General features: G+C 44.6%; 27 protein-coding genes and 2 pseudogenes. 6 read left to right on the top strand and 23 right to left on the bottom strand.

Annotation, left to right across the window (positions count from 1 at the left end):
* Positions 1-34: 34 nt before the first annotated feature.
* Together WH45_RS06610 and WH45_RS06605 are read right to left on the bottom strand one after the other, a co-directional pair.
* Positions 35-1510 (bottom strand): DHA2 family efflux MFS transporter permease subunit, encoded by a 1476-nt coding sequence (locus tag WH45_RS06610; protein ID WP_046213590.1) that lies wholly within the window; start codon positions 1508-1510, stop codon positions 35-37.
* A 5-nt stretch (positions 1511-1515) separates the two neighbouring features.
* Positions 1516-2412 carry an NAD-dependent epimerase/dehydratase family protein gene (locus WH45_RS06605; protein ID WP_046213589.1) on the bottom strand — a complete coding sequence of 299 codons (897 nt, stop codon included), beginning with the start codon at positions 2410-2412 and terminating at the stop codon, positions 1516-1518.
* A gap of 390 nt (positions 2413-2802) precedes the next feature.
* Between WH45_RS06605 and WH45_RS06600 the strand changes: the two are divergent.
* Together WH45_RS06600 and WH45_RS06595 are read left to right on the top strand one after the other, a co-directional pair.
* A pseudogene (locus WH45_RS06600) lies at positions 2803-3072 on the top strand (sulfurtransferase); the annotation flags it as partial.
* Between the two features lie 535 nt (positions 3073-3607).
* A complete protein-coding gene (locus WH45_RS06595; protein ID WP_046213587.1) occupies positions 3608-4822 on the top strand; it encodes an FAD-dependent monooxygenase in 1215 nt (404 codons plus the stop codon).
* A gap of 26 nt (positions 4823-4848) precedes the next feature.
* Here WH45_RS06595 and WH45_RS06590 read toward each other — a convergent pair whose 3' ends face one another.
* The 3 genes from WH45_RS06590 to WH45_RS06580 form a co-directional block, all read right to left on the bottom strand.
* Positions 4849-5463: a Type 1 glutamine amidotransferase-like domain-containing protein gene (locus WH45_RS06590; protein WP_046213660.1), complete on the bottom strand. Its 615-nt coding sequence runs from the start codon at positions 5461-5463 to the stop codon at positions 4849-4851.
* A 46-nt stretch (positions 5464-5509) separates the two neighbouring features.
* Positions 5510-5938 (bottom strand): NUDIX hydrolase, encoded by a 429-nt coding sequence (locus tag WH45_RS06585; protein ID WP_046213586.1) that lies wholly within the window; start codon positions 5936-5938, stop codon positions 5510-5512.
* Between the two features lie 394 nt (positions 5939-6332).
* Complete coding sequence (locus WH45_RS06580) at positions 6333-6881, bottom strand: hypothetical protein (RefSeq protein ID WP_052723645.1); 549 nt, start codon at positions 6879-6881, stop codon at positions 6333-6335.
* 321 nt (positions 6882-7202) lie between these two features.
* Here WH45_RS06580 and WH45_RS06575 point away from each other — a divergent pair, with 321 nt between their 5' ends.
* Positions 7203-7691, top strand: a complete 489-nt coding sequence (locus WH45_RS06575; RefSeq protein WP_235338305.1) for a MarR family transcriptional regulator — start codon at positions 7203-7205, stop codon at positions 7689-7691.
* 240 nt (positions 7692-7931) lie between these two features.
* On the opposite strand, the gene WH45_RS06570 is transcribed toward WH45_RS06575, so the two are convergent.
* Positions 7932-8450 carry a DNA topology modulation protein gene (locus WH45_RS06570; protein ID WP_046213585.1) on the bottom strand — a complete coding sequence of 173 codons (519 nt, stop codon included), beginning with the start codon at positions 8448-8450 and terminating at the stop codon, positions 7932-7934.
* A 101-nt stretch (positions 8451-8551) separates the two neighbouring features.
* A complete protein-coding gene (locus WH45_RS06565) occupies positions 8552-9196 on the bottom strand; it encodes a FusB/FusC family EF-G-binding protein (RefSeq protein WP_046213584.1) in 645 nt (214 codons plus the stop codon).
* 361 nt (positions 9197-9557) lie between these two features.
* Here WH45_RS06565 and WH45_RS06555 point away from each other — a divergent pair, with 361 nt between their 5' ends.
* Together WH45_RS06555 and WH45_RS06550 are read left to right on the top strand one after the other, a co-directional pair.
* The gene (locus WH45_RS06555) at positions 9558-9929 is read left to right on the top strand and encodes a MerR family transcriptional regulator (RefSeq protein WP_046213582.1); all 372 of its coding nucleotides are present in this window, start codon (positions 9558-9560) and stop codon (positions 9927-9929) included.
* Positions 9930-9947: 18 nt separating this feature from the next.
* On the top strand, positions 9948-10709 hold the full coding sequence (locus WH45_RS06550; RefSeq protein WP_046213581.1) for an SDR family oxidoreductase: 762 nt from the start codon (positions 9948-9950) through the stop codon (positions 10707-10709).
* Positions 10710-10921: 212 nt separating this feature from the next.
* Here the strand turns inward: WH45_RS06550 and WH45_RS06545 are convergent, their stop codons facing one another.
* The 16 genes and pseudogenes from WH45_RS06545 to WH45_RS06470 all read right to left on the bottom strand — a co-directional run bounded on the left by WH45_RS06545 (position 10922) and on the right by WH45_RS06470 (position 21935).
* Entirely contained in the window at positions 10922-11305 is a 384-nt protein-coding gene (locus WH45_RS06545; RefSeq protein WP_046213580.1) for a hypothetical protein, read from the bottom strand.
* A gap of 22 nt (positions 11306-11327) precedes the next feature.
* A pseudogene (locus tag WH45_RS24205) lies at positions 11328-11438 on the bottom strand (VOC family protein); the annotation flags it as partial.
* 432 nt (positions 11439-11870) lie between these two features.
* Entirely contained in the window at positions 11871-12512 is a 642-nt protein-coding gene (locus WH45_RS06540; protein WP_046213579.1) for a hypothetical protein, read from the bottom strand.
* 17 nt (positions 12513-12529) lie between these two features.
* Positions 12530-12859 (bottom strand): low molecular weight protein tyrosine phosphatase family protein, encoded by a 330-nt coding sequence (locus tag WH45_RS23875; RefSeq protein ID WP_046213578.1) that lies wholly within the window; start codon positions 12857-12859, stop codon positions 12530-12532.
* A gap of 52 nt (positions 12860-12911) precedes the next feature.
* Positions 12912-13181 (bottom strand): hypothetical protein, encoded by a 270-nt coding sequence (locus WH45_RS06530; protein WP_052723644.1) that lies wholly within the window; start codon positions 13179-13181, stop codon positions 12912-12914.
* 164 nt (positions 13182-13345) lie between these two features.
* Positions 13346-13699: a VOC family protein gene (locus WH45_RS06525; RefSeq protein WP_046213577.1), complete on the bottom strand. Its 354-nt coding sequence runs from the start codon at positions 13697-13699 to the stop codon at positions 13346-13348.
* Positions 13700-14163: 464 nt separating this feature from the next.
* Positions 14164-14850 carry a hypothetical protein gene (locus WH45_RS06515; protein ID WP_046213575.1) on the bottom strand — a complete coding sequence of 229 codons (687 nt, stop codon included), beginning with the start codon at positions 14848-14850 and terminating at the stop codon, positions 14164-14166.
* A gap of 211 nt (positions 14851-15061) precedes the next feature.
* Positions 15062-15622, bottom strand: coding sequence for a hypothetical protein (locus WH45_RS06510; RefSeq protein WP_046213574.1), 561 nt, complete (start codon positions 15620-15622; stop codon positions 15062-15064).
* A 68-nt stretch (positions 15623-15690) separates the two neighbouring features.
* Entirely contained in the window at positions 15691-16071 is a 381-nt protein-coding gene (locus WH45_RS06505; protein WP_046213573.1) for a pentapeptide repeat-containing protein, read from the bottom strand.
* Positions 16072-16148: 77 nt separating this feature from the next.
* Positions 16149-16994, bottom strand: coding sequence for an adenylyl-sulfate kinase (locus WH45_RS06500; protein ID WP_046213572.1), 846 nt, complete (start codon positions 16992-16994; stop codon positions 16149-16151).
* A 53-nt stretch (positions 16995-17047) separates the two neighbouring features.
* Positions 17048-18103: an ankyrin repeat domain-containing protein gene (locus WH45_RS06495; RefSeq protein ID WP_046213571.1), complete on the bottom strand. Its 1056-nt coding sequence runs from the start codon at positions 18101-18103 to the stop codon at positions 17048-17050.
* Between the two features lie 75 nt (positions 18104-18178).
* Positions 18179-18718, bottom strand: coding sequence for a GrpB family protein (locus WH45_RS06490; protein WP_046213570.1), 540 nt, complete (start codon positions 18716-18718; stop codon positions 18179-18181).
* 79 nt (positions 18719-18797) lie between these two features.
* Complete coding sequence (locus WH45_RS06485) at positions 18798-19274, bottom strand: GNAT family N-acetyltransferase (RefSeq protein ID WP_046213569.1); 477 nt, start codon at positions 19272-19274, stop codon at positions 18798-18800.
* A gap of 42 nt (positions 19275-19316) precedes the next feature.
* A complete protein-coding gene (locus WH45_RS06480; RefSeq protein ID WP_046213568.1) occupies positions 19317-19685 on the bottom strand; it encodes a cupin domain-containing protein in 369 nt (122 codons plus the stop codon).
* A gap of 335 nt (positions 19686-20020) precedes the next feature.
* The gene (locus WH45_RS06475) at positions 20021-21013 is read right to left on the bottom strand and encodes a YiiG family protein (protein ID WP_046213567.1); all 993 of its coding nucleotides are present in this window, start codon (positions 21011-21013) and stop codon (positions 20021-20023) included.
* A gap of 280 nt (positions 21014-21293) precedes the next feature.
* On the bottom strand, positions 21294-21935 hold the full coding sequence (locus WH45_RS06470) for a DUF3885 domain-containing protein (RefSeq protein WP_046213566.1): 642 nt from the start codon (positions 21933-21935) through the stop codon (positions 21294-21296).
* A gap of 186 nt (positions 21936-22121) precedes the next feature.
* On the opposite strand from WH45_RS06470, the gene WH45_RS06465 reads away from it, so the two are divergent.
* Positions 22122-23624, top strand: coding sequence for an alpha/beta hydrolase family protein (locus tag WH45_RS06465; RefSeq protein WP_046213565.1), 1503 nt, complete (start codon positions 22122-22124; stop codon positions 23622-23624).
* Positions 23625-23642 lie beyond the last annotated feature (18 nt).

The raw sequence follows: 23642 nt of genomic DNA, 5'->3' as shown, positions 1-23642 counted from the left end.
CTTTTTTTATAACGAGCTGTTGGATATCCGAAACTCAGTCGATCCTCCGCTCGGCCTCCTCTTCCTGAAGATTGGAGAGCAGCGCCCGGTCTCTGGACGTTTCTTCTACAGAGGTTCTGGACGAGCTCATAAAGAAGGAATAAGCGGCTCCCGCTCCGGTCACGATCGTAAGAATCCAGAATACGGCGCGAATACCCGGCAGCGTATTCGCCGGGAAAGGCAGCGAACTGTGCGCAGCGAACGGAGTGAGCACGGCGGCCAGCACGACTCCGCTCAGCGCGCCGCTGAAGGCGCGGACCATAATCATCATGGGCGAAGCATGCTTGATTAGACTGGGCGGGATATTTGCCATCGCATAGGCCGTAACCGGCGACATGATAAAACCGACGCTGACCATAAAAACAGCAAACAACAAAACGAGCAGGAGAATCGGAGTGGCGGGTCCGATCAGCAGCGCGAACAGCAGCAGAGCGGCCGTCATGCTGAGCAGCGCGAAGCGGACCAGCCGGGCTGCGCCGAAGCGATCGTACAGCCGCCCCGAGATGAAGCCGGAAATGCCCATCAGCAGCGCTCCAGGAAGCAAGGTCAGCCCGGATTCCCTCGGCGTCATTCCGCGAACGTTCTGCGCATACAGCGGCAGAAAGATTTCGACGCCGATCATGGAGAAAAATAAAGCGATGCTGATGAGCGTCGTCTGCGTGAATATCCGATTCCGGAACAGCCGCATATTCAGAAAAGGCTCGGGCAGTCTCAACTGGCGCATGACGAACAGGGCGACCAACACGATTCCGACCAGCAGCACGGCCCAGGCGGAAAGCGTATTTCCCTGCCGTCCAACCGAGTTTAACCCGTACAGCACACCGGAGAATCCTGCCGACGAATAAAGCAGGGAACGCAGATCCAGCTTCGCCGGACTTCGTTCACCCACATTTTTCAAACTGACAAAAGACAGCGCAAGATTCAGCACGGCAACGGGCAGCATCGCATAAAACAGCATTCTCCACGAGTGATCTTCCACTACGATTCCTGACAAGACGGGACCGAGCGCGGGAGCGAGGCCCATCACGATCCCGACCGTGCCCATCGCCGCCCCGATCTTTTCTCTGGGGAATACGCGGAGAATCGTCGTCTGGAACAGCGGCATGAGCAGGCCCGCTCCGATGCCCTGCACCAAGCGTCCGATCAGCAGGAGAAAGTAGCCGGAAGAGACGGCGGCGATCAGCAGTCCGGCCAGGAAAGCGCCTGCGGAAGCGAAGAACAAAGCCCGCGTCGAGAAGCGCCCGAGCAGATACCCGGCGGCCGGCACGACGATTCCGCTGGTCAGCAGATACAGGGTAACCAGCCACTGCGCCTGGTTTTCCAGAATGCCCAGATCGCTCATCATGCGAGGCAGCGCCGTATTCAGCATGGTTTGCATCAATTGAGCCAGGAAGTTTGCGGCGATCAAAGAAGAAACGATCCAGCCCGGTCGGGCGAACGCGGCGGGCTGGATCGATTTTACATGGGCCATAACAATCAGCTCCTCCTGTAAATATGCGAAATCCAGGACTGAATAGATTCTCCGTCCGGCCGCCAGCCCAGAGTTTCCCGTGCCAGAACCGAACGCACCCGGGAATTGGAAGCAAGCGTATACTGCGCGATCGGTCCGAATTCCGCCACTGCTTCGTCCAGCGGCCATGAAGCCGTTCGGCCTTCATAACCAAGAGCCTCGCTTACGTAACGGGCCAGTTGCTTAAACGATTCTTCTCCGTTCTCGGCGAACAGATAAGATCCGGCCGGCGCTTTTTCAAGAGCGAGCAGATACAGCCGGGCCAGATCGCCGATATGCACGTTGGACCAGCGGTTGAGTCCCTGGCCGATATAGACACCCGCGCCTTTTTCTTTCGATTTGCGGACAATGACAGGCAATTGCACACTTTCGGCGGGAAGACCGAGCGATGTTCCGTATACCATGGACGGGACGATAACGATTCCGCGCACGCCTTCTTCCTCGCCGGCTTTGCGTACCCGTTCGTTGATGCGGATATGTTCCAGATCCCGGTTCAGCGGCGTCGTTTCCCGATAGATCTGCTCCGCTTCGTACTCTCCCCGCGCATCGTCGCCAACGATTCCGGAACCGGAGGTATGGATCAGCGCTTTATCCGTTCCGCGCAGAGCGCGCAGGAACACATCCACCGAAGACCGATGACCGGCATCCGCCGTGTGAATGACCGCATCGCTCATCCGAGCGTATTTGATCAAAAGGGATTCATCTTCCAGCGAACCCAATACGGGTTCCACCCCCAATTGTTTTAACGCCTTGAAGCTTTCTTCTTTCCGCGTCAAGCCGTAAATCAAATGTCCGGCTTCCAGTAATACTTTTGCCGTGGAGCTTCCAATATATCCGGTGACTCCCGTCATAAAAATATTCATGATTTTCTCCTTTTTATTAAAGACATAATAGATCTCTTATAACTTTAATTAGAATAAAAAAATATCCATCTGTTAGATCTTGATACGATAAGCAAAGTAAGCTAAGAAACACATAAATCTCACTTCAATTAAAGACTTTATATATCTACAATAGATCTCATTATTCAAAAAGTCAAGCGGTCACCCTGATTTATATGGTTTCCTTATATATAAAACGCTAATTCTTGGAGGCTGCTGATAAAAAAGAAAACATGGAAACTGGGCGCATTGGCGCTGTCGGGCTGTGGCAGAGCGATGACGGCCAAGCAGGCAGTGCCGGAAGCTTACGGATAGCTGACTTCCGCGGATTCGTTCAAGTTCGAGAGTTCGACGAGTATTCAGGTAGCGTCTGAGGGGATCGACACGGGCGGCACGTACAAGAATGCGGAAAAGTTGGAGCGGCCCTTCGAAGACATCCATAAAGAAGCGGAGATCAACGACTACTGCGGTTCCGGCGTAAGTGCATGCCTGAACGTGCTGACGCTGGAACAGGCAGGGTTCAAAAGTGTGCAGCTGTATGCGGGAAGCTGGAGTGACTGGATCAGTTATGAGGATAATCCAATGGCGACTGGAGAAGAAATGCAGCATATTAAAAAAGTAAAAAGGATTGATCCTATATAGTGATCAATTCTTTTTACTTTCCTGCTATTCTTGTTGTCAATTCAGATAAGTATACATACCCAGCTAGAGGTTATTCAGTTACTCCACTGCTTGTATCCCAAAACGGCAAGATTCGGATTCTTGCTTGAAATAAAAATACGGAATTTCTTGTAATCATTTCGAGGTAATTTCATATATTGCTTTTGGACTTTGGAGCTACTTCTTTTCTCTGTCAGTCCTATCTCATGTGTATATTTCAGCTTAATTAACTAACTAATTACACCTTTAATATAGAATATTTAGAAATATATGTATATATAAAACATGGAGTTTTTCTGAAGCAGAAGTTATATCACTATCCAGAAATGCTAGCCCACATCAGCCAGTTTACCTATCCATCCCCGCCGTTTCAACCTTCCTCTACAGGGTAAGGAATCTCTAGCTGTATCGCTTTGCTGTTGATCAATTGTTAGATGCAGTGTTTCTAATATTGTTCATTCTCGCTATTCTGTTTGTCCATCATGACACATATGTAAACGCCGAGAGGAGCGACATAATGATAGTTCAAAAAGCACTTATTTCAGGTGCAAGTATTGCCGGTCTCAGTACAGCGTTCTGGCTTGGCAAAGCTGGCTGGGAAGTTACGATTATTGAACGTGCAAGTGCTTTTCGCGAAGGTGGACAGAATGTCGATGTGCGCGGAGTTGCACGCGAACTTCTTCAAAAGATGGGCATCGATGAACAGGTTCGCAAGCAGACCACTACCGAAGAAGGTACTGCATTTGTCAACGACAAAGGACAGGTAGTCGGCGCTTTTCCTGTAGAAGATTCGGATGGGCTTACCGCTGAAATAGAAATTCTACGAGGCGATTTGGCACGCATTATTCTGGATGCATTGCCACCAGGCATTTCGGTTCGTTATGGAGAGTGGATTGAACAAGTTACCGATCACGATGAACATGTTGAGATCGAGCTGCATTCCGGCAGCAAAGAAAGATACGACCTGCTCATTATCGCAGAAGGCGTTCGGTCCAAAACAAGAGACAAGGTGTTCGGAGATCGTGTCTCCCGAAATGAACTGGGACTGAATATGATCTACGGAACGATTGAGAAGCAAGATGGAGATGACCGGTGGTGGCGCTGGTATAATGCTGCAGGTGGACGCCAAATTTCGATTCGCCCGGATAATAAGGGAACCATGCGTGCAACGCTGGCCTTTAAAAATCGCGAGCGCAATCTGGCAGACATTCCTTCCGATCAGGCACGTGCTGAACTGCCAGATATCTTCATTGGAGCCGGCTGGCAGGACGAACGCGTGGTTCATGGGTTTGCTACCTCGAATGATGTTTACTTTGATTATCTCACACAGATTATGATGCCGACCTGGTCGGAAGGCCGAATATGTGTCACTGGCGATGCAGCATGGTGTGTGACTCCTATAGGCGGAGGAGGTTCATCGCTGGCATTGATTGGCGGGTATGTTCTTGCAGCCTTTCTGTCTCAGACGGGTTCCAACCGAACAGAAGACCTGCAAAGTTGTCTAAGCAAGTATGAACAGTGGATGCGCCCTATGGTGGATAAAGCCCAGAAGCTGCCTCCAGGAGCTCCGGATCTGTTTTTTCCGCAAAGCAAAGCAGGAGTAGGAACCGTCCAAATGGTTTTACGGATTGCCAGTTTCGGTCCGCTGCGCAAGCTGTTCGCTCATATCGGTCATGTGGCTGACAGCAAGCAGCAGCTTCCCGAGATTCGAATATTTCAGACAACATCATAAAATAAACCGCCTTGATGAAAGGCGGTTTATTTTATGATTAACATCGTTTGGTCATCATTCAATCTTGTAATCTCACATTGTTCACGGTATTCGAACTCTTTTAATCTTTCTTCGATCGTCTTGCCTGCATCCTCTTGAAACATATCTTCTCGATCATAATGAGGAAAAATGAGTTTGTCAGTTACGTGTAAGGCAGAGAAATCCTTTATATCGAAAGTATTCATTTGCGGAGTAAAAAATTGAACAATTTTAAGGTGTGGTCCCAGTAAAATAGTACCGGCACTTACTCCAATAATGATGACATTTTGCGATACCAGATGCTTTAAAATTTCATCTGCCCCACTTTTCTTCGTATGGTATAACAAATTAAACGGATTCCCACCATTGATGTATATTATATCTTTCTGAATGAGTCGTTCTGGATTGTCGAACTCTAAATCAGTAAAGTCAATATTCTGAAATCCCATTTCCCTAAAATCTTTTTTTGCCTTTTGTGCATATGCATTGTTCTCTTTTTTGGGTGAAGCTGTCGTAATAATTGTAACGTTCAACTGGGAAGTCTCTCTATCGATTAGCTGTAAAAATTGATCCTTAATGGGGTCAGTGTAAAAACCGCATGAAGTGAGCAATATTTTGGCCAAAGCAGTCCCCTCCTTTACCATGAAATCCTCTTCAATATCAATCCGCTTACTTCGTTCCCTCATTAAAATAGGTGATGCCCTGACCACTGATTAATGTTTTCAATCCATCCTGGTAATAAGGCATCAGCTGCGCTGCCTGCTCCACATCAATCCAGACCAATTCAGCGATTTCATCGGGTCTCACTATTTCTTCCTGCCCACCGTGTATCTCACCTTTAAAGGTAATAAATAACACATGTTCCTGCTTGGCCGGGAATACACGTTCATTGATCGCTACGATGCCGTGGACTGTAATATCCAGTCCAGTCTCCTCTTTGGCTTCCCGTATGGCTGCCTCTTCCAGGGATTCGCCGTTCTCTACAGCTCCACCGGGCAGAGACCAGCGGTCGCCATCCTCATCGTAGTTCTTAACCATTAATACTTTGGAATTTGTTGGATCGGTAATGAGGGAATAAACGACATCGACTCTTCTCATTTTATTAAGCATCCTTTCTGATACGGAATTCTATGGTAGCATCTTCCGTTTATGTAGTCTCACTTGTGCTTTGTAGATCTGTATCCGGGCTGCTACATCGTACTTAGCCCCCCCTTTTTACCAGCGATGTTTGCTGTTTTCCAGCACGATCGTTCCTTTCGGTATTGCTTTAACAATATAGCATTATATGGATAATAAAGCATAATAGACGTTACAAGAAGAATTCTTTGGGGACAAGAAGATAACTGTAACAGTTCATAAACATACAAATATACAAAAAAAGAAGAGACCGCTACAACAACGCGAGTCTCTTCTTTTTCAAATGGATACCTTTTGACGACGATATCCTTATTTCCCAGTGCTATATGATTCGTTCCTACAGTCTCCCAAAAGCTTAAGGCGCATAGAGAGTCACGTCTACGGCTACATGTTCCAGCTTGGTTTTGCTCAGCGAGTGACCAGGAGCATATATCGTTACATAACGATCCTTCAATGGGAACGTCAGCATATCGGTACCATTTACTTTGTACCATTTTCCTTTTACATTGTTGGAATTGGGAAGTGTGACTACGGTACCTTTGTAGCTATGCGAATCGTCGCGTGGAGATACGGACACTCTCATGTATTTGAAGATAAATGTAACACTATCACCACCAACGCCTACTTTTTTGAAAGCATCGCCTGTGATCATACGCGAAGGGACATATGGGGTCTCGAATCCGTCAAACGATGCAAAAGCACGAACAATTTGTTTGTACTGAGCGGTTGTGTAAGGTACATCATCCAGAGTGAAATTCAGCTTTTGAGAGGATGCAGCACTTGAAGCAGCAATTGCTGTCGGTTTGGCAGTACTGGCAGCCGCCGAGACCGGCTGGGTAGATACCGTGCCTGTCAAAAGTACGCCTGCGGCGATTGAAGCTGCTATCCATTGTGGGTAACGCATAAGTAATCCATCTCCTTTGTCTTGTCTTATTTTCCTGGCATGAGCTTATCTTAACCGCCGGATGTATCCATCGTAGAACCGAATTGTATCCAAGTTGTAAATAATCACGAATTCGGGGCAGCGTCTGCATAAGGTGAGAAAACTGGCTTTTTCCACAATATTCAATTTTTAGGATCAGAAATAATGCAGCACTTTTAGAACTAAGCGGGTATAACCGCCTTCTATTTGCTCCTTCGATACTACGCTTGACGTTCCAAATTGCAAAATTTACAATAAAATTAGTTTAATGGTGTTAAAATTTTAATTTAGTGGAATTCACAGATGGAGGCGAGCAAGCTGAATAAACAAGAACGACTATCCGCACTGGTCGGCTGCCAGATGCAATTGATTGTAGCAGGACATGCCAAGTTGGTCGATGACAGTCTGTCTGCTCCGCAGTATCTGATTCTGCAAATGCTGGTTCGGCAGGGGCCAATGATCAGCACTAATTTTGTATCCGTACTGGATGTTACTCCAGCTGCTATTACGAATCTGACCAATAAGCTGGTACAAAAAGGCTATATAGAGCGTCTGCCCTCCACTCTGGACAGACGCCAGACACATCTGCAGGCGACGAAGCAAGGGCAGGAAGCCGAGAGCAGACTGCAGGCACGATATAAGGAGCTTACCCAGGGACTATGGGACGATTTATCCGAACAGGAGACCGATCTGCTGCTGTCCGTATACGGCAAGATGGTGAAGCGCCTGCAGGAACGACTGAATTTCAAACTGGATTATATGCTGGATGAAGAGGATTCCGAGAATAGTTAGAGTCGATCATAAAGTAGCTATAATTACCGGTGCTGCAGAAGGTATGGACAAGGCAGATGCCTTGCTGTTGGCCATTGTTATTCAAGCAGCCAACTTCATAATCTACCCGCTGGCGTCCGTCAACCAGATAAGTAAGTATAACTAAAAAAGCCCACATTCGCTGCAGGCTCTTTTCGTTATATTCAGCTGCGCATCCACACGTTTCTTCTCCTAACCCATTTCATGTACGATCTCTAAATACTAACGTTCTTCCTTGAAATTCTGTTCCAGAAACCGCTCCAGCTGTCTGGGTGAAGTAAATATGTAAATGGTCTTGTTATCTTTGAGATCATCCAGCTTCTTCAATATCTTTGGTCGCTGATCCCGGCGGTATCTCCAGATCCATTTGGCAAACTTCAAGTCCATCTTCTCCTCGCACCCAGCCGCCATATCGGGACGCGTTCTGCCTTTATACTGAAATCTTCGCTTCACTGCCCGGAACAGACTGATATACGTTGGATAATCCAGATAAATGATCGTATCCGCTTCCCGCAGACGGATGTCCATCGTCCTTCCATAATTACCGTCGATAATCCACTCGCTTTGCGCTGTCAGCTCGGTCAAGAATTGATCCCATTCTGCAGCAGGTGTAGGCACCCAGCCTGATCTCCAGTATAAGGAATCCAGATGGTATACAGGCAGCTGGAGCTTGGCTGCCAATTTTCTGGACAGAGTGGATTTGCCGGAACCGCCGGAGCCGATAATCGCTATCTTTTGCATGTTATCCCCCTCCATTTGTTTTGCAGCTTGAGATTTATTGATTGAACATCTCAAAAGAAAAGGACGCTCTGTGTTAGAGCGACCTTCTTTTTACCTGATTCTTACTTGCCCGCTGCCAGCAGAAATCTCTCCAATGGAGCGGTATCGGTGATGCTATGGTTACAAGCTTCATCATCCATGCAGACGTACTGCCCTGCTGAAGCAAAGTTATCCGGCGAGCCGCCGCCTCTTGTCTTCACATTGAAGAATCCGAGCTCTCGGTGCCGATTGCAGAACATGCAGAATCCGTTCTTATTGGTCGACGTAATCTGCCCTTCAATTCCGAGCAACCGTCCTTCATATGGATAGACGATGTACAGACGATTGGTTGCGATATCTGTCCATCTGAGATACGTCGTACGCTTGTAGTCAATAGACGCCAGGTCTGGCATTTTCAGCTTTTTGGATTTGGGAAACAGTTTCTGAATCTGCTTGAGACTCACCTCGGGAAAAGGCACCACATAAGGCATCAGATCGTCCAGATAGCTTTGCAGTTCATATGCCGCTTCATACGTAGACATCTGCTCCAACAGCCCTTTCTGCTCTTCGGTCAACTGGTCAAAAGAATCGATTGCATGAGTGACCGCTGTTCCTTTGATCGTCTCCAGCACTTTGCGATCAGCTGCTGTCCGCATTGTTTTCAGCAGGAAGTCCGCCTGTTTGTGAATAACGTTTAATTGATGATTATGAATAAATGGTGTTTGCATAGCTGTCAGCCCCTTATCTGGATTGGAAAAACAATAAGGTGCAAAGCCTGCGCAAGTAACGAAAAAACAATCCGGGCGATCCTATCTATCGTAATCGCGCCCTACACAAAGACTCGCCCCTGTTCAGGCTCTGCGTAAGGCCTCTCTAGTGAACGAGCAACACAGCACTGCTGCCAACATTGCCAACGGTATGACCCCCAATTCAGTAGTATAGGAAAAGTATAGCAGGCGGGAGGGCAAGGAATCAATCGCCGAATCGATCAGGCAATGCATTTCAATCATTTTTGTTGACATGAACCATGGTTTAAGTTCTATCATCATATTGTCGACAGTACACAACATTACCCGTGGAGGCCTCCATATGAAATATTATTCGATCGGCGAAGCTGCCGCGCATTTTCAAGTGCCGGAATCGACGCTGCGCTATTACGAGCGGCAGGGACTGCTTCCGCTCATGGAACGTGATGCCGCCGGAAGGCGGTTATTTTCCGAAGATCAGATGACTCTGCTCAAGATTGTGGTCCATCTCAAACACACCCATATGCCCATCCGTACGATCCGGCAGTATGTGGACTGGGTGATCGAAGGAGACCAGACCATCCAGCTGCGGCTGGAGATGATGCAAAGACACAAGCAGGCTGTGCTTGACGAAATCTCTGTCATGACCGAAGCCCTGAAGGGCATCGATACCAAAATCAACCGTTACCTGAAACGTACACAGCCAACCAACTGACAGAAAAGAGGAATATCCATGCAGCTTACAGGAAATACCATACTCATTACCGGCGGAAGTGCAGGCATCGGACTCGCTTTTGCCAAGCGCTTTTTGCAGCTGGGCAATACTGTGATTATCTGCGGACGACGTGAACAGGCTCTGCGCAGTGCGCAGGAGCAGTTTCCTGAACTGATTACCCATATCAGCGATCTGGACAGCGAATCCGAGCGTATCGCTTTATTTGATTGGGTAACAATGAATTATCCAGAAGTGAATGTGCTGGTAAATAATGCCGGGATTCAGCAGCGTTATAATGTGCTGACTGCAGATGCCCGGAACCAGTGGAGCGATTACAGCCGGGAGATCACGACCAATATCGAAGCTCCTTTCCATCTGGCGATGCTGTTTGCACCGTATTTTGCAGCCAGGAAACAGGCTGCAATTCTCAATGTGACGTCCGGACTGGCCTTCACACCGTTTGCCATTGCGCCGATCTATTCCGCTACCAAGGCAGCTCTGCATTCCTTTACGATGAGCTTGCGGCATCAGCTGAGCAATACGGCTGTAGAAGTGATCGAGATCGCGCCGCCGGCCGTCAATACGGATCTGGGAGGAGCCGGACTGCATACGCATGGTGAACCGCTGGATGCTTTTGCCGATGGCATTTTCGAAGGGTTACAAGCTGGACTGTCCGAAATCGGATACGGCACCTCGGTAGACCGCCTGCGCATGTCACGGGATGATATCGATAAATACACCGAGCAGATGTACCAGGCGACCCGGAACCTGGTGGAGTAACGGAGCATGAATTTTAGACAGGACCTTTATAAAAGTAAAACTCGCCGCTATGCGTAACGGCGAGTTTTTATTTTTACTGTTGCTGGTCTGACTGTACTACTTAACTGATCCTGCTATTTACCTCACTATACAATTTGAAAGTCGACATATAGATGTAGTTCGATCTATGATTCTTCTGCATAGGTATACAGGTAGAAATATGAGCCTTCTGACTATACAGCTATGATCTCCACATCTCTGGCTAATACCCACCCATTCAGTCCATAAGAGGACAGGAGAGTAATGTATTTATATGCCCCTTCGATCAATACGGTCTCAATCTGCTCTGCCGAATCGAATACCATAGGCCAGCAGTAGCCTTTATTACGGTTCAACAATTCTTCATTTTCCTGGATGAAATGTTCAATAGGCGACTCCGTAATAGCGAGGATGATACTTCCTTTCAGCGGTTGTTCAAAGAAATGATTGAAGACTCCGGTGAAAATAATATCTATTTTGTCTGCGGCGATACTGTTGCTTTGGGTATGTATGGTGAGTTCATCGTTCTGCAGGTCAACGCTATACGATAGGATTTTATTGTCATGTACGCTTGGCATTCTGGATTCTCCTTTTAAACACTCATTGTTTCTTGCCTACCACGATCCATCTTCTGTCTATATCTTCAAATACAAACTCCTTATTATTATAGTCTGTTTGGATCAGTGGTCTTACAATCAGAACTCCCCGCTCTCTTAAATCCTCTCTCAAATTATAAGCAGAAGTAACATTTCCGGAATATCATTCGTCTAGCCCGTATGTCGTAAAGACGGCCCCTATTCCCATTCCTAAAGGAGACTTCACTTATGAAAAAACGATCGACGCTTCTTTGTACTCTGACCTGTATACGAATATTCCATCTTTCCGGAAGAATCTGCCCAAAAAGAACGTAAACGCCAAACATCGGTCAAATATCTGAAAAGTATCACCACCCAGGTAACCCCACATCTGCAAAAGTTTGAGCAGCTGGCCAAGACGCTTTCTTTAAAATAAAATGGAGCATTCCCGGATGATACAGATGATCTGAATATAGACAGCACCCGGTATATACATTTACAAAAAGGCAGCCGAATTGAATCTCATTCTGGTTGTCTTTTGCATAATATATTTCAGACTCCAGCCGATCTACAGCAAATGCTCCAGACCATACTTCCTGAACAGCTCCTGTATCTCACTCGCCGTTGCTTGCACAAACTGGTCCACTTGCTCAACCGTAAAATAATCTGGAGCGATATGCGGCTCATTTCGAGGATCATTCAGCCATTCTATCTTCATCTCCCTGTAGCGATTGACTTCCATCTCGGTCACAAAAGGTTCCACCGCGTAAGCTTTAGCCTGCAGAAGCAACCTGACCGGGTCATCTCCATCCTGCAGCCGCAGCGATCGCTGCAGTTCAAATTCAATCTGTGCAGCCTCCTGATGATATGCATACCGTCTATCCTCGCCGCTGTAATTGCTGCTGAATTGCTCGTACAGACCATGCGTCCATCTGGCATCGGTATAAATATGAGTAAAGTAGCCGACTATAAAGTCTGTCCATTCCCGCTCAGGATGCTGATCGATGTATTGCTGCAGCGTCTTCATAATGAGTGCTGCGCTCGCCAGACGATCATTTTGAACGAGATGTGTTAATCCCTTCTCCTCTCTGGTCGTCTGCCCTCTCGCATGCAGAGCATCCGGCGCGATGCTGCCGAGTAACAGTTGGGGCGTAGGCTTGCCGGAATGGAGTTGATTGGATACTGCAAAGTGAACCATTGGCCATGGCATATGTATGCCTCCTTCTATTATTCGGGCACTTCAATATGTTCGGAAACTCTTGATTTTAGCAGTTCTATCAGTTCTTCATCCATGTATCCATACTCATCTTCGATATCGAGTCTTAGGATTCGTTTCCCGTCCAAATCTTGTCCAAATTTGGCTTTCAGTCTTCGTTCATGCTTCTTCTCCATAACGAATATCAGATCCGCCCAGCCGATGTGGCCGGCATTTACTTTGATTCTAGCATTTTCTGCGGTTCCTGCGGATTTAACATCATACAGTCCGTATGCTTCGAATATTTTCTCGGCGGTTAGGCTTCTCCATTGATTTCGACTGCAGATAAATAATAATTTTATAATAAACCCTCCTGTATGAATTCATCTAATCGGAATATGTTTGATTTCAAACTCATTCATGCGCTGTGTATTTGTTGATCCATTCTTTCCCTGTCGACCACTCTGTGACCGGGTTATCCGTCTTCAAAATATCTGTACTTGCTTTTGCCATAATCCATTCTTTCAGTCCATTTTCTTTGCTGCTTTTCAGTTCTGCAGTCAAATACTGCAAACCATCTTCACCTGTATTGATAATGCTGTCGTACTCTTGCCGGTTGTGCTCGATATAATCGATGGGAGCACTGGATGCGGCAATTTCCTTATCACCAATGATCTTGTTCAAATGGCCTTCTATTTCTGCAGCTACATTATTGTTGGATTGGCAAGCTACCAGACAGACATTTATCAATAAGAGGATGATAACAAGTATCTTTCTCATCTCTACATCTCAACTCCAATGTGCAAATGCAGCCTATATATGCTGACTACATCGCCAAAATATAATTCCTATTTGCATATCATGAGAACATTCCCGTCAGGATCTTGGATATTAAACCAGTGACCATCTTGGATCTCAGTAAGTATGCCTACACCCTGTGACTTCAAATAATCATATGACCTATCAATATGATCTGTCGCTAATTGCAGAACTGGAATATTATGTACATGGTGAGGAGAATATATCTTACTATCTAAAATTATATTAATTCCCCCTTGCATCGGCAGCACATAAATATGCCCAAAATATATCTCTTCATCAGAAGGTAAACCAAGTAAACTGCAATACCAATCCCTCGCCTGTTCAATATTACTGACCGGAATGAATACTCCTCTAATTTTATTCTGAATTGGGTTCGTCATTATCATTAAACCTCCATCTGGTTTTGGCTTTATACGACGTTATTAGTTTGAGAATAATATTCAGGCGTTTGATGATTCTTAATCACTGTCTGGGGCTCCACTTGCCCAATCTATCAATAAGTATCCTCTATTCGAATATATCCGTTGATTTGTTCCTTTGTTCGTTGAAATATCCCTGATCTATTGTGAAAATCCCCCTCTGCTGTAATGATTCTCCCTTGTTCCTTTTTTATTATGATTCCAATATGGTCATTTGGTCCGTTCCCCAATATATTATCAAATATAGTGATATTCCCTTTTAGGTGACAATCATGAAACATAATTATGACTCAACAATCAGACAATCCTTCTTTGCTTATTGTTTCTTTCAATGCTGCCAGAGATTTCTTCACAATAATTCACAATCTCAATCACCACCTGCTTTCTTTGATTTGATATATGAGCCACAATACATCTATAATTTATCACCATATTTCTTCTCCTTTTAATATATCTTCTGCATTCTGGTCTACTGCATACCAGGATGCAATCTCATCTTTCACATTTTTATTCCAGGCCGTCAAAAAGTGTATCTGACATATCTCACCAGAATCAATGGGTGTCATGGCGACACTAATTCCTCGATCCGATAATTGAATCGAATGATCATGCTCAATATCAGGGTTCGATCCTAGTGATTTGGGAATCATATCATTCCGGTTCTTCCTTGTGATTAACGTATTCATATCCTGTGTACCCAAATGTAATTGATAAATCTGATTCTCATATGCTGCAGCGTCAAGGTTCTCTCCGGTATTTGATCCATAATGTGTCCAATTGTAATTGGCTTCCCAGTAAGCCGAGAAGCTGCATGTATCGATTTGAGAACCTGAATGAGGCTTTATCCTAAAGACGGCTCCCCAGCATTCTTCTACAATCAAGTGCGAATTCATATTAAGTTTTGGACGACAAATAATTAGTTCACAGTCAAATGAATCGTAATAATATGTATACAATGAACCACCCTTGGGTAGTTTGGAAGAATAATTGGACAGATAACAGCGCCCAGAAATAACCAGTGATAAATGAATAGTTCCGAGAGGAGTCTCTATTTGCGGCTGCGAATGATCACCATTCAAAGTCAAAGGCCACTGTTTATAAAATAGCTTCATTAGATTCCTTCCTAACATATCTTTATAATATGGATGTATTTAAAAAGTTTAATGAATATACAATTTATTCATCCATTTCTAACTCTGGCAACCCTCATTCCTTTACCTATAGGAATTTGCTTCATTTATCATACAATTCTTTACTGGATCAAAAGCAATACTTTCAACCTACGAATATTATGTTATAACAGCCAGTGATAATTGAGCTTCTTTAAAAATCGTTAAATTCATCTATAAAATATCCCTTAGATTCCCAATAATCTTCATATTCCACATATATTTCCTCAATACTCTGTTTGGATGGTCCACAATTATTCAGCAGCCATTCTTGCATAAAGAAAACATCTTTATTTTCGTCTTCCCAAAGAAAGTCCACTATCGCTGATTCTCTAGCAGAGCTATCTGGAACATATATTACAAATGGAGAATTCAAAATTTGCATCAACTCATAACTTACTTCTCTGAATCTACATTGAATCTCTTTGTCTATTAGAAAAAATCTCCATCTAGTATAGTGGGAAAACCGGCAAACCTTTTCGGAGAATACTAAATTGATCCCGCAAGGTCCTAGGATACCTTTTGTTCCACCAATATTATATGAGTCAAACCTCCACTCTTTTTCTTTATCTTCTGGATTGTACTCCATAAAATAATCAATAAATTTATTTATAAACTGAAATTGTTCAATATTCTCATTTAAATCTTGAACGAGTCTATTTAGATCTTTTTCTTGAAATTCATGCGCCAAGTAAGCAGTAAAGTCCACTCCCATTGAATAACCTCCTTAAAGTTAATGTGATTATATAATTATAATCTGTATACTTCTCTAAACAGTCCATTTCAACCTTCTTCTCTTGCCATCCTGACTATATCTTTCTGAACTAACTCAAAACTATGCCAGTAATTGTTTTGAAAAAGGATGCCTTTGATCTGCGCATTATAAAAGTCCACTGAGCAAACAGCATTATCAATAAACTCCGCATTCGTTAAATCCGCACTTCTGAAGCTGCACGTTTTAATGTTGCATCCAATAAATTTTGATTTTCTAAAACTTGATCCAGTAAAATCTATTGCCATGCAGCACTCTTCAAAAATGATATTATCGCATAGCGTATTTTTGATTTCTCCATTATCCAAAACCTCAACATTGTAAAATTTCTTCTGTCCTGACTTTATATGAGAAAGAAGCTCCACGGCGGTAATTTCCTTATCTCTAATCATTTCTGCCTACCGATCCTCCTATTTCGCTTTTGATCCTTTGAAAGCATATCTTTTCCTCATGTTTATCCACTATTTGATTAAAACACTAATGCCCCAAGTATTCCCCTGATTTCTTCTCTGCACTTCTCCATATTGTAATAAGAATTATCAATCTTGCGCTTGTTGATACTCAATAAATCGAAGATTTCCAGTTCAATGTTTTTTCTCTCGTGAAGTACTTGAATAGTTCCTTCCAATCCGTTATACCCCTGCACTTTTCCAAATCCCTGCTCGGTATAATATTTAATAAATCCATCTGACCATGTTTTTGGTCGTTCTTGTACTGCTTTTTCAAAAACCGATCCGATATTCTGTTGGTCAATATAGATTAACAGCGGCTCCAGCGGCTTTATACTATTTTCCAACTGCAATACATAATTAACAACTTCCTTTTTGTCCCTATTATACTTTACCGTTCCTACCGTTAATGGATTTTGCATAAAACAGCATTCAAACACAAATATAGAATCCGTATGTATGCTCTCCCGTTGAAAGTCATTCCATTTATGTGTAACGATCTCCATGTTTTGTTCAAAAGGGAGTTCATAAATATCTTTTTGCGACAATTCGTGCCATAGTTCATCCGGAAAATCCACTTCCTGTTCATTTTTTATTTTTTGATAAGGAAGCAAAAAATCGCTGTGGTACTTCATCGCTCTATTCTCCAGTAGTTCGGCATATTTCTCATACCTGGATAACAAATGAGCGAATTCATCTCCCTTATAAAAAGATACACTCTCATGGTCAGCAGGATGTTCCGGATCGCCTTCTTGAAATAACAAAACCTGCTTCCCCTGTTCAGAAAGTATTTCAGACACCATTTGTGCAACAGTGGATTTCCCTGAACCCGGTAATCCTTCGATCATAATCAGTTTTGTGTTCATTTGTTATCCTTTCTGCAGCTCCATTATACGTATATACAAATCAACCAAAAAAATCAACGTTCATACTCCGGCTGCTCCATAAGTATAGGATTCGGATTGTTCAGTACCCACTGCACCGCCAGCTCGCACAGTCTTGCAGCTTCCACATCTCCGTCTCCGTTGCGAAGTGTCTGGACGAGAATTTCTGCCTCCTCCAGCAGATCTGCATGTAAAGGCGTACCCATCCCAAAATACCGAATCAAGCTGCGCAGCATTTTGCGGAATTCATTATCCCAGTTGCCGGCTCCGTTATCCAGAATTTCGTAAGATACTTTACCGGTGATGCGGATCACTTCGCCCTGTACGGTCTGCGCGTGTCCTTTGGATGGAATCAGCCAGCTCCAGAGCTCATCATGCTGCTCCCGCCAATCCCTGGCCGATACGGTTATGAGAGAGATTCCATCGTGCATCTTGCGTTTCTCCACAGGCGTCCTGTCAAACAGCTCATACAGACGCGACAGTCCCAGGTCGGTCTGCTCCAAATATTCTTTGTTGAACCCTTCCCGATGGAATTCAAATTGGCTTCCGATTTGTTTTACGGCCTCCTGCATTTTCGGTGTAATGGGAGTACCCGCATGAAGCAGCAGTTCTGCCATTTCCGCCATATTGGCAATATCCGTATTTCTGCATGATACCAGCGCCTTTTCGAGTGGGGTCTGGCCCATTCCATTTAGGATATGGATGTTGGCACCCCGGGTGATCAGCGTATCGACTGCCTGCGGCTTGAATGATGCTGCCGCGGCAAACAAAGGCGTCTCACCGCGATAATCCGCTGCCTCGATATCTGCACCGAGATCAAGCAGCAGCTCTGTATGACCGCACCAGCTCATCGCATGACTGTGCAGAGGGGTTCGTTGGTAATTGTCCCTGGCATTGACATCCGCCCCCTGCTGCACGAGCCAGCGGATCAGCTCAGCCGGTACATTGTAAAAGCTCAGGGCTGTTGATTTGCTGTAGCCGCCGCGGGCATCCCAATCGCACTGGGTAAATACTTCCTGCAATGCGGAGAGGTCACCTGCCTCGATGAGTTCGTCAAAGTTTTTGGGTAACGTTTTTTTCTTTCTGGCCATATGTAATTGACCTCCTTGCGTCAGCGTTTATGTTCATTACTGTATAAACTTTATATATTACCATCTTTTCATTGGTCAATTATTGTGGTGTTCATTTATTGATCTGTTCTTGTCCATATGCCATTGCAGAGCACGCTGCTCCATCTCCTGTACAAATGGCTTTTTCGCTTTGCTGTAGAACGTAGTATCATCAAAGCGCTGCGCCAGTTCTTCTTTCAAATTTCCATAACGCCTCATTTCGTCCGGATGGGATTTCAGATAGTCCCGGAATATTAAGTGCCGCTTTATCTGCGGATGATCCACGGGATATACATGAATATGATGGGTTCGATTTTCTCCGCCTTTACGAAATAAGTTGCGACCCGGTATCCCCCATTCACCTGCTGCATCATAACCCAGTGAAGACATTTTTTCATTAAAACTTTGAATCGCTTCGATATCTCTCACAATACATATCATGTCAATGACTGGTTTTGCTTTCAAACCTGGAACGGCTGTACTTCCGAAATGTTCAAACTTCACTATCTCTTTGCCGAATATCTCCTGCAATAAATAGGTTTCTTCTTCGTACATGCGTGTCCAGTTCTCATCATATTCCGAAAGGCGTATCTTCATTATGTACTCTCCTCCCCTCGTTCGTTCTGGTGTAGTGATCAGTAAACCTCTGTCACTTTATAATGTCCACTTGATTTAATTAACTGACAAAGTTTTGAATGGTCTTCTCTTCTTCTATCCGCTCTTTGAATTGACCTTGTGTATATTCATCAATAACTTCATGCCAAAACTTCTGAGCAGAGCGGTTACTCTCAATTTGATGGACCTCCCATGGTCCTCTATGCAGATTGAAAATATGAGCAGCTGCACCCTTTCCGATTGCTTCTCGTCTATATTTCTTTAATATGAAAAATTCCACAATCGAATAATAACTCCGTTCATCGGTTTCAATGAAACGTACCAATACAAACCCTACATATTTATTCTCCTGCTTAATGATGTAGGCAAATCGATGATTTACATCTTTCCAGTAATCTTCCAAAGGATAAGGATTATATCTCCCATCTTCTTCCACATCAAATTTGATGTATTCAGAAAAATCATAGATGTAAAACTGCATGAGATTAGCCAATACTTCTCTCTGTTCCTGGTTTACTTGCATGATATCAAAGTCCATTTCAAGTCCCCTTTGTTAGCGCTATCAACCCTATACGCTGAATTATTCCAAATGTAACCATTCTTGTTCTCTCATCATCAGATCAAGTGACTCTCCTTCGAAAACGATAGCCGTTAAGCCTGTTTCTGTTTTGGTCTCATGCCATTCTTGTGCTTCCCAATAAGCTGCAAATCCCGCTCTAATAGAAAATTCTTTATTCTCTTTCCCTTTAACTGTGCCTTCTCCACTTACAACCAATAACAATTGGGGGACTGGTGCTTGATGAAGACCAACAATGCCATTTTCTCCGATATACATACACCCAATATGAGTATCTTTGGTTTCTTTTAAAATCCTTGTCATAATCAAGTTTTTGCTATTAAAGGATTCGATATTTTTTCCTGTCTCACTGCCAAAGTTATAGATTTTCATAATTCTATGCTCCATTCTTATTTCTTTATTAATAATGTCTGAGTGATCTTTCTATATCGTTCTATTATTAAATCGAAAAACCAATTTTCCGGCATTATTTGCTGTCCCGACGTTCTCTTTCTGATACAAGCCATCTGTATAATGATGAATAGTTTTCCTCCAAAAGGCTTGCGCTCTTATATTGGCTTGATTCGGGGTCTGTACTTCCTAGGTTCCTGTATTCAGTTTTTGATGAGCCAATATGGTATGTAACCTCCCTTCCAAAGCTGTACCATTACAGTTTGCCTTTGAAGGGAGGTCTTAATATCCCAATCTGTATGAGCCTGTATTTTCTCTTAATTCATCTCATTATATCGTTCAATCGCAGTGCTGAGCAGGTAGCTGAAATTCTCTGGCGTACCATCTGTAGTATGCAGGAACTGACCGCTCAGATCCGAATCCGATACGGGTTTCTTGTTATTGATGCGTTCAATGATTTTTGAAGCGGCTGCTTTGGCTTCTGTGGCAGAATGAACATAATTCTCGATACTGAAGCTATTCAGTCCTTCTTTTTGAATCTGTGCCTTGTCTTTGGATAGAGTCACAAGTGCCTCCAGATCCGCGGTCATGAGATCATATTTGGCTTTGAACTTCTTCATATCGAGCTGCAGTACATTGCTGGCGTTGATCCCCTGCTCATTCATTTCGAGAGCAGTAGCCTCGGCATCGATCATGAACTTCAATGCATGATAACGAATCTGCTGATCGGCATCCTTGAAACCTTGCAGATCTGCCTGGCGCTGCTCGGCATCCATTTTTCGCAGAGCGGTAAAATATTCTTGAGCTGCCTTCTCGTAAGCGAGATTGGCATGGATCAGCTTGGTATGCAGCTGTTTGCCTTTAGCAAAATCATCGTCCACATAGCCTTTGCTGTCATAGTAGACTTTCATCTCGTCCAGAACGGTCAACAGATCCTGAAGAACTGGTGTCAGCTTGGTCACGGCGGTGTCTGCATTTGCAAAATCAGGCTCACGGTTCGTATACCCTTTCGCTTGCTCAATCACGTCTCGCTGAGCTGCCGGAACATCGAGCATGATGAAGCTAACATTTTTCTCGATGACAGGCTTCTTGTCTGTACCGAACTTCTCAAAGTAATGAATCAACACTTCATTGAGTCGGCCTGTCATCAGGTTGTTCAGCATGACATACGAGTTGTATTTCTCAATTTTCTGGCTCTCGCCTGGCGTCATACCTGCACCTGCCTGATTCAGGCTGGATGTACCGCCCGAACAAGCGGACAACACCGTGACGAGCAGGATACTGGCAATAAAAAAGGATAACTTTCTCAAAATAAGGATTCCTCCGACTGATTATTCGACCTGTTTTGTGTTTGACAATGTATGTAAAGACGGTCTACTTCATATTAGAGGGATTTGACGATAAGGTCTTGAGTCCCGAGTAATGTAATTAACTTGCATGGCTTATATTTGAGTGTTTAATACAGCTTTTTGGCTGCGATATTGTCCAGACTGTAGGGAATCCAGCAGTACTGTGCTGGCCCGGCAGGATAGGTACGAACAAACTCCATTATTTTCTCCATGGCTTCCCTGCCACATCCTTGGTTTTTTATCATTCAAAAATCCCTATTATTCTCTCTCTGTCATAATCTAGAATCCAGTTGTTGAATACTGTATATAGCGGTTGTAACTCATTCTTGTTATTCGCTATCACATCAAGACCTCTGTCATCGTACATGAAAAAGATCGTATGCCTGACAGGATTAATGAAAAATACACCGTCTGTTATAAATGGCTTGATAGCGAAATCCTGATTGCCAATCGCTCGGATAATACTGGAATAGGCCACTTCGGATCGCAGGCACTGGATATAGAAGGTTTGTGAATAGCCCACCAGTGATCCATCATCTTCATCATACACTGGTAATTCTTCGTACAATTGGATTCTTGCGTCCAGATCGCCTTTGATATATTTGCTCGAAAATAGGGAATCACCCACATTATAAGCTAAATATGGTTCAACATATGTAAACCTCTTAACCAGAACGATCACTTCATCTTGTTCATCGAATAACGCTTCAAAAATGGTCTTGGCACGTAATTGAACGGTCAAGAAATATTTGGGGTCGTCTACTCCCCGGTACGACACTCCCAATTCGAAGCGGATACCTACAGGAGCGTTATAAAACAGAGGCGATTCGATCTTTATATGTTTAAAGTAGGTATCTAAATAGTTTTTTATATCAAAACTCATTGGATCTCCTTTCCTTGAGCAGAATACATATAGTGCAGCCTTATTGTAGTGATTACTTTAATCTTTTTAAGCTAATGTTATAAAACCAACAGAGTCATCGTCTATATACATGAATTCTTTATTCAGATAGCACTTAACAATTTTCTCATCCACTACCCCAAATTGCTTTTAAAAAGGAGAATTACTATGCGACTGTTTGAACTGCTGCTTTTTCTCACAACTATCGGTCTGTTGGCATTATCGATCCTGTTAAGAAAAGAACGACGTAGCACCCCCATGTTCATTGCAAGCGGGATTGCTGCACTTGTAATGGTCATTCATTGGACAATAGAAGGATACAGAATCCAGCTGCTGCTCTCCTACGGTATAGCCATCACTTTTTTAGCCATTTCGGGTTATGGCTATTTCAGAAAGTCAGCTCCTCGACAACTCCCACGATTCCTGCTAGGTACAGCTTATACCGCTATGGCGATCATGCTGGCTGTCACAGGAGGTCTACTGTATGCTTTTCCGGTATTCAAGCTGCCTGCACCGACAGGTGAATACCAGGTAGGCACACAGACGTTTCATTTCGTGGACACCCACCGGAATGAGACTTTCGTCACAGCCAAAAATGGCAAGCGTGAGCTAATGGTACAGCTATGGTATCCGGCTCAAGCACCCACCGGCAAGTATGCGCCCATGATTCCCGATACCCGGATTCTAGGTTATATGGCTGCAGAGTATGGCCTTCCCGGGTTTACTTTCCAGCACCTGAAGTACGTATCCAGTCACTCTTATGCCGGAGCCAAGGTCTCTTCGGCCCAGCCCTCCTACCCGCTGATCCTCGCCAATCCCGGCAATGGCTCATCCAGATTCCTCCATACTTCACAAGCCGAAGAGCTGGCGAGTCATGGATATATCGTGGCAGTGATCGACCATACATATAACACCTTTGCAACCGAACTGCCGGACGGCCAAATCACCACCAATACCACCAAGAATCTATTCTCACCAGATGATGATTACGAGACAGGCAGAGAGAGTCGGGACCAGCTGGGCAAAGTGTTAACCAATGATGTAACGTTTACGCTGGATCAGTTACAGCTCATACAGTCCGGGCAGCTGCCGAGTCCTCTTCAGGGAAAGCTGGATCTTGCTCATATCGGAGTGTTTGGTCACTCGATCGGCGGAGCCACAGCGTACGACGCTGCTTACGATCCGCGTATCACCGTTGGTATCGATCTGGATGGAGGGCTGTATGGACTGCATGACGGCAAAAGTCTGCGCAAGCCGTTTCTGTTCATTACCTCGGAGAGCTATTTTCACCAATTACAAAGGGTAATAGAGCACCGGGTCTATACGGATGCAGAGATTGAACAGATGGGTTCTACTAGAGAGTGGGAAGAGCAGGTAGCGGAAGACAAGAAACTGGAGCTGGATCGGATGCGCGCCACGATCGCCAAAGGGGGACAGGTGCTCTATATCGCGAACACAGAGCATTTGAATTTTACCGATGTGCAGTTCGTTTCTCCGGTATTCAGCCTGCTGGGAGTTACGGGCAAGATTGCACCGGAGCGAGCGAGCACTGTGGTTAATGCCTGTATGCTGGATTTTTTTGATATGTATTTGAAAGATCGAGACGGTTCCTTGATGAAAGGAACGGATCGCCGCTTCCCGGAAGTGAAGTTGGTGACGCCGCTGCTATGAAAGAGCGGTGTCCAGTTC

It is taken from the genome of Paenibacillus wulumuqiensis (assembly GCF_000971965.1).
Taxonomy (GTDB): Bacteria; Bacillota; Bacilli; order Paenibacillales; family Paenibacillaceae; genus Saccharibacillus; species Saccharibacillus wulumuqiensis.
Note: the sequence above shows the minus strand (reverse complement) of the source record. Positions and strands in the feature narration are given on the sequence as shown.

Coding starts and splice junctions, on each gene's coding strand:
- WH45_RS06595 (WP_046213587.1), top strand. CDS start 3,608: ATGATAGTTCAAAAAGCACTTATTTCAGGTGCAAGTATTGCCGGTCTC.
- WH45_RS06490 (WP_046213570.1), bottom strand. CDS start 18,718: ATGAAGATACGCCTTTCGGAATATGATGAGAACTGGACACGCATGTAC.
- WH45_RS06575 (WP_235338305.1), top strand. CDS start 7,203: ATGGAGGCGAGCAAGCTGAATAAACAAGAACGACTATCCGCACTGGTC.
- WH45_RS06610 (WP_046213590.1), bottom strand. CDS start 1,510: ATGGCCCATGTAAAATCGATCCAGCCCGCCGCGTTCGCCCGACCGGGC.
- WH45_RS06525 (WP_046213577.1), bottom strand. CDS start 13,699: ATGACGAACCCAATTCAGAATAAAATTAGAGGAGTATTCATTCCGGTC.
- WH45_RS06500 (WP_046213572.1), bottom strand. CDS start 16,994: ATGAACACAAAACTGATTATGATCGAAGGATTACCGGGTTCAGGGAAA.
- WH45_RS06555 (WP_046213582.1), top strand. CDS start 9,558: ATGAAATATTATTCGATCGGCGAAGCTGCCGCGCATTTTCAAGTGCCG.
- WH45_RS06480 (WP_046213568.1), bottom strand. CDS start 19,685: ATGAAAATCTATAACTTTGGCAGTGAGACAGGAAAAAATATCGAATCC.
- WH45_RS06495 (WP_046213571.1), bottom strand. CDS start 18,103: ATGGCCAGAAAGAAAAAAACGTTACCCAAAAACTTTGACGAACTCATC.
- WH45_RS06465 (WP_046213565.1), top strand. CDS start 22,122: ATGCGACTGTTTGAACTGCTGCTTTTTCTCACAACTATCGGTCTGTTG.
- WH45_RS06605 (WP_046213589.1), bottom strand. CDS start 2,412: ATGAATATTTTTATGACGGGAGTCACCGGATATATTGGAAGCTCCACG.
- WH45_RS06580 (WP_052723645.1), bottom strand. CDS start 6,881: ATGCGTTACCCACAATGGATAGCAGCTTCAATCGCCGCAGGCGTACTT.
- WH45_RS06515 (WP_046213575.1), bottom strand. CDS start 14,850: ATGAAGCTATTTTATAAACAGTGGCCTTTGACTTTGAATGGTGATCAT.
- WH45_RS06505 (WP_046213573.1), bottom strand. CDS start 16,071: ATGATTAGAGATAAGGAAATTACCGCCGTGGAGCTTCTTTCTCATATA.
- WH45_RS06570 (WP_046213585.1), bottom strand. CDS start 8,450: ATGCAAAAGATAGCGATTATCGGCTCCGGCGGTTCCGGCAAATCCACT.
- WH45_RS06470 (WP_046213566.1), bottom strand. CDS start 21,935: ATGAGTTTTGATATAAAAAACTATTTAGATACCTACTTTAAACATATA.
- WH45_RS06585 (WP_046213586.1), bottom strand. CDS start 5,938: ATGAGAAGAGTCGATGTCGTTTATTCCCTCATTACCGATCCAACAAAT.
- WH45_RS06540 (WP_046213579.1), bottom strand. CDS start 12,512: ATGCCATGGCCAATGGTTCACTTTGCAGTATCCAATCAACTCCATTCC.
- WH45_RS06545 (WP_046213580.1), bottom strand. CDS start 11,305: ATGCCAAGCGTACATGACAATAAAATCCTATCGTATAGCGTTGACCTG.
- WH45_RS06485 (WP_046213569.1), bottom strand. CDS start 19,274: ATGGACTTTGATATCATGCAAGTAAACCAGGAACAGAGAGAAGTATTG.
- WH45_RS06565 (WP_046213584.1), bottom strand. CDS start 9,196: ATGCAAACACCATTTATTCATAATCATCAATTAAACGTTATTCACAAA.
- WH45_RS06550 (WP_046213581.1), top strand. CDS start 9,948: ATGCAGCTTACAGGAAATACCATACTCATTACCGGCGGAAGTGCAGGC.
- WH45_RS06510 (WP_046213574.1), bottom strand. CDS start 15,622: ATGGGAGTGGACTTTACTGCTTACTTGGCGCATGAATTTCAAGAAAAA.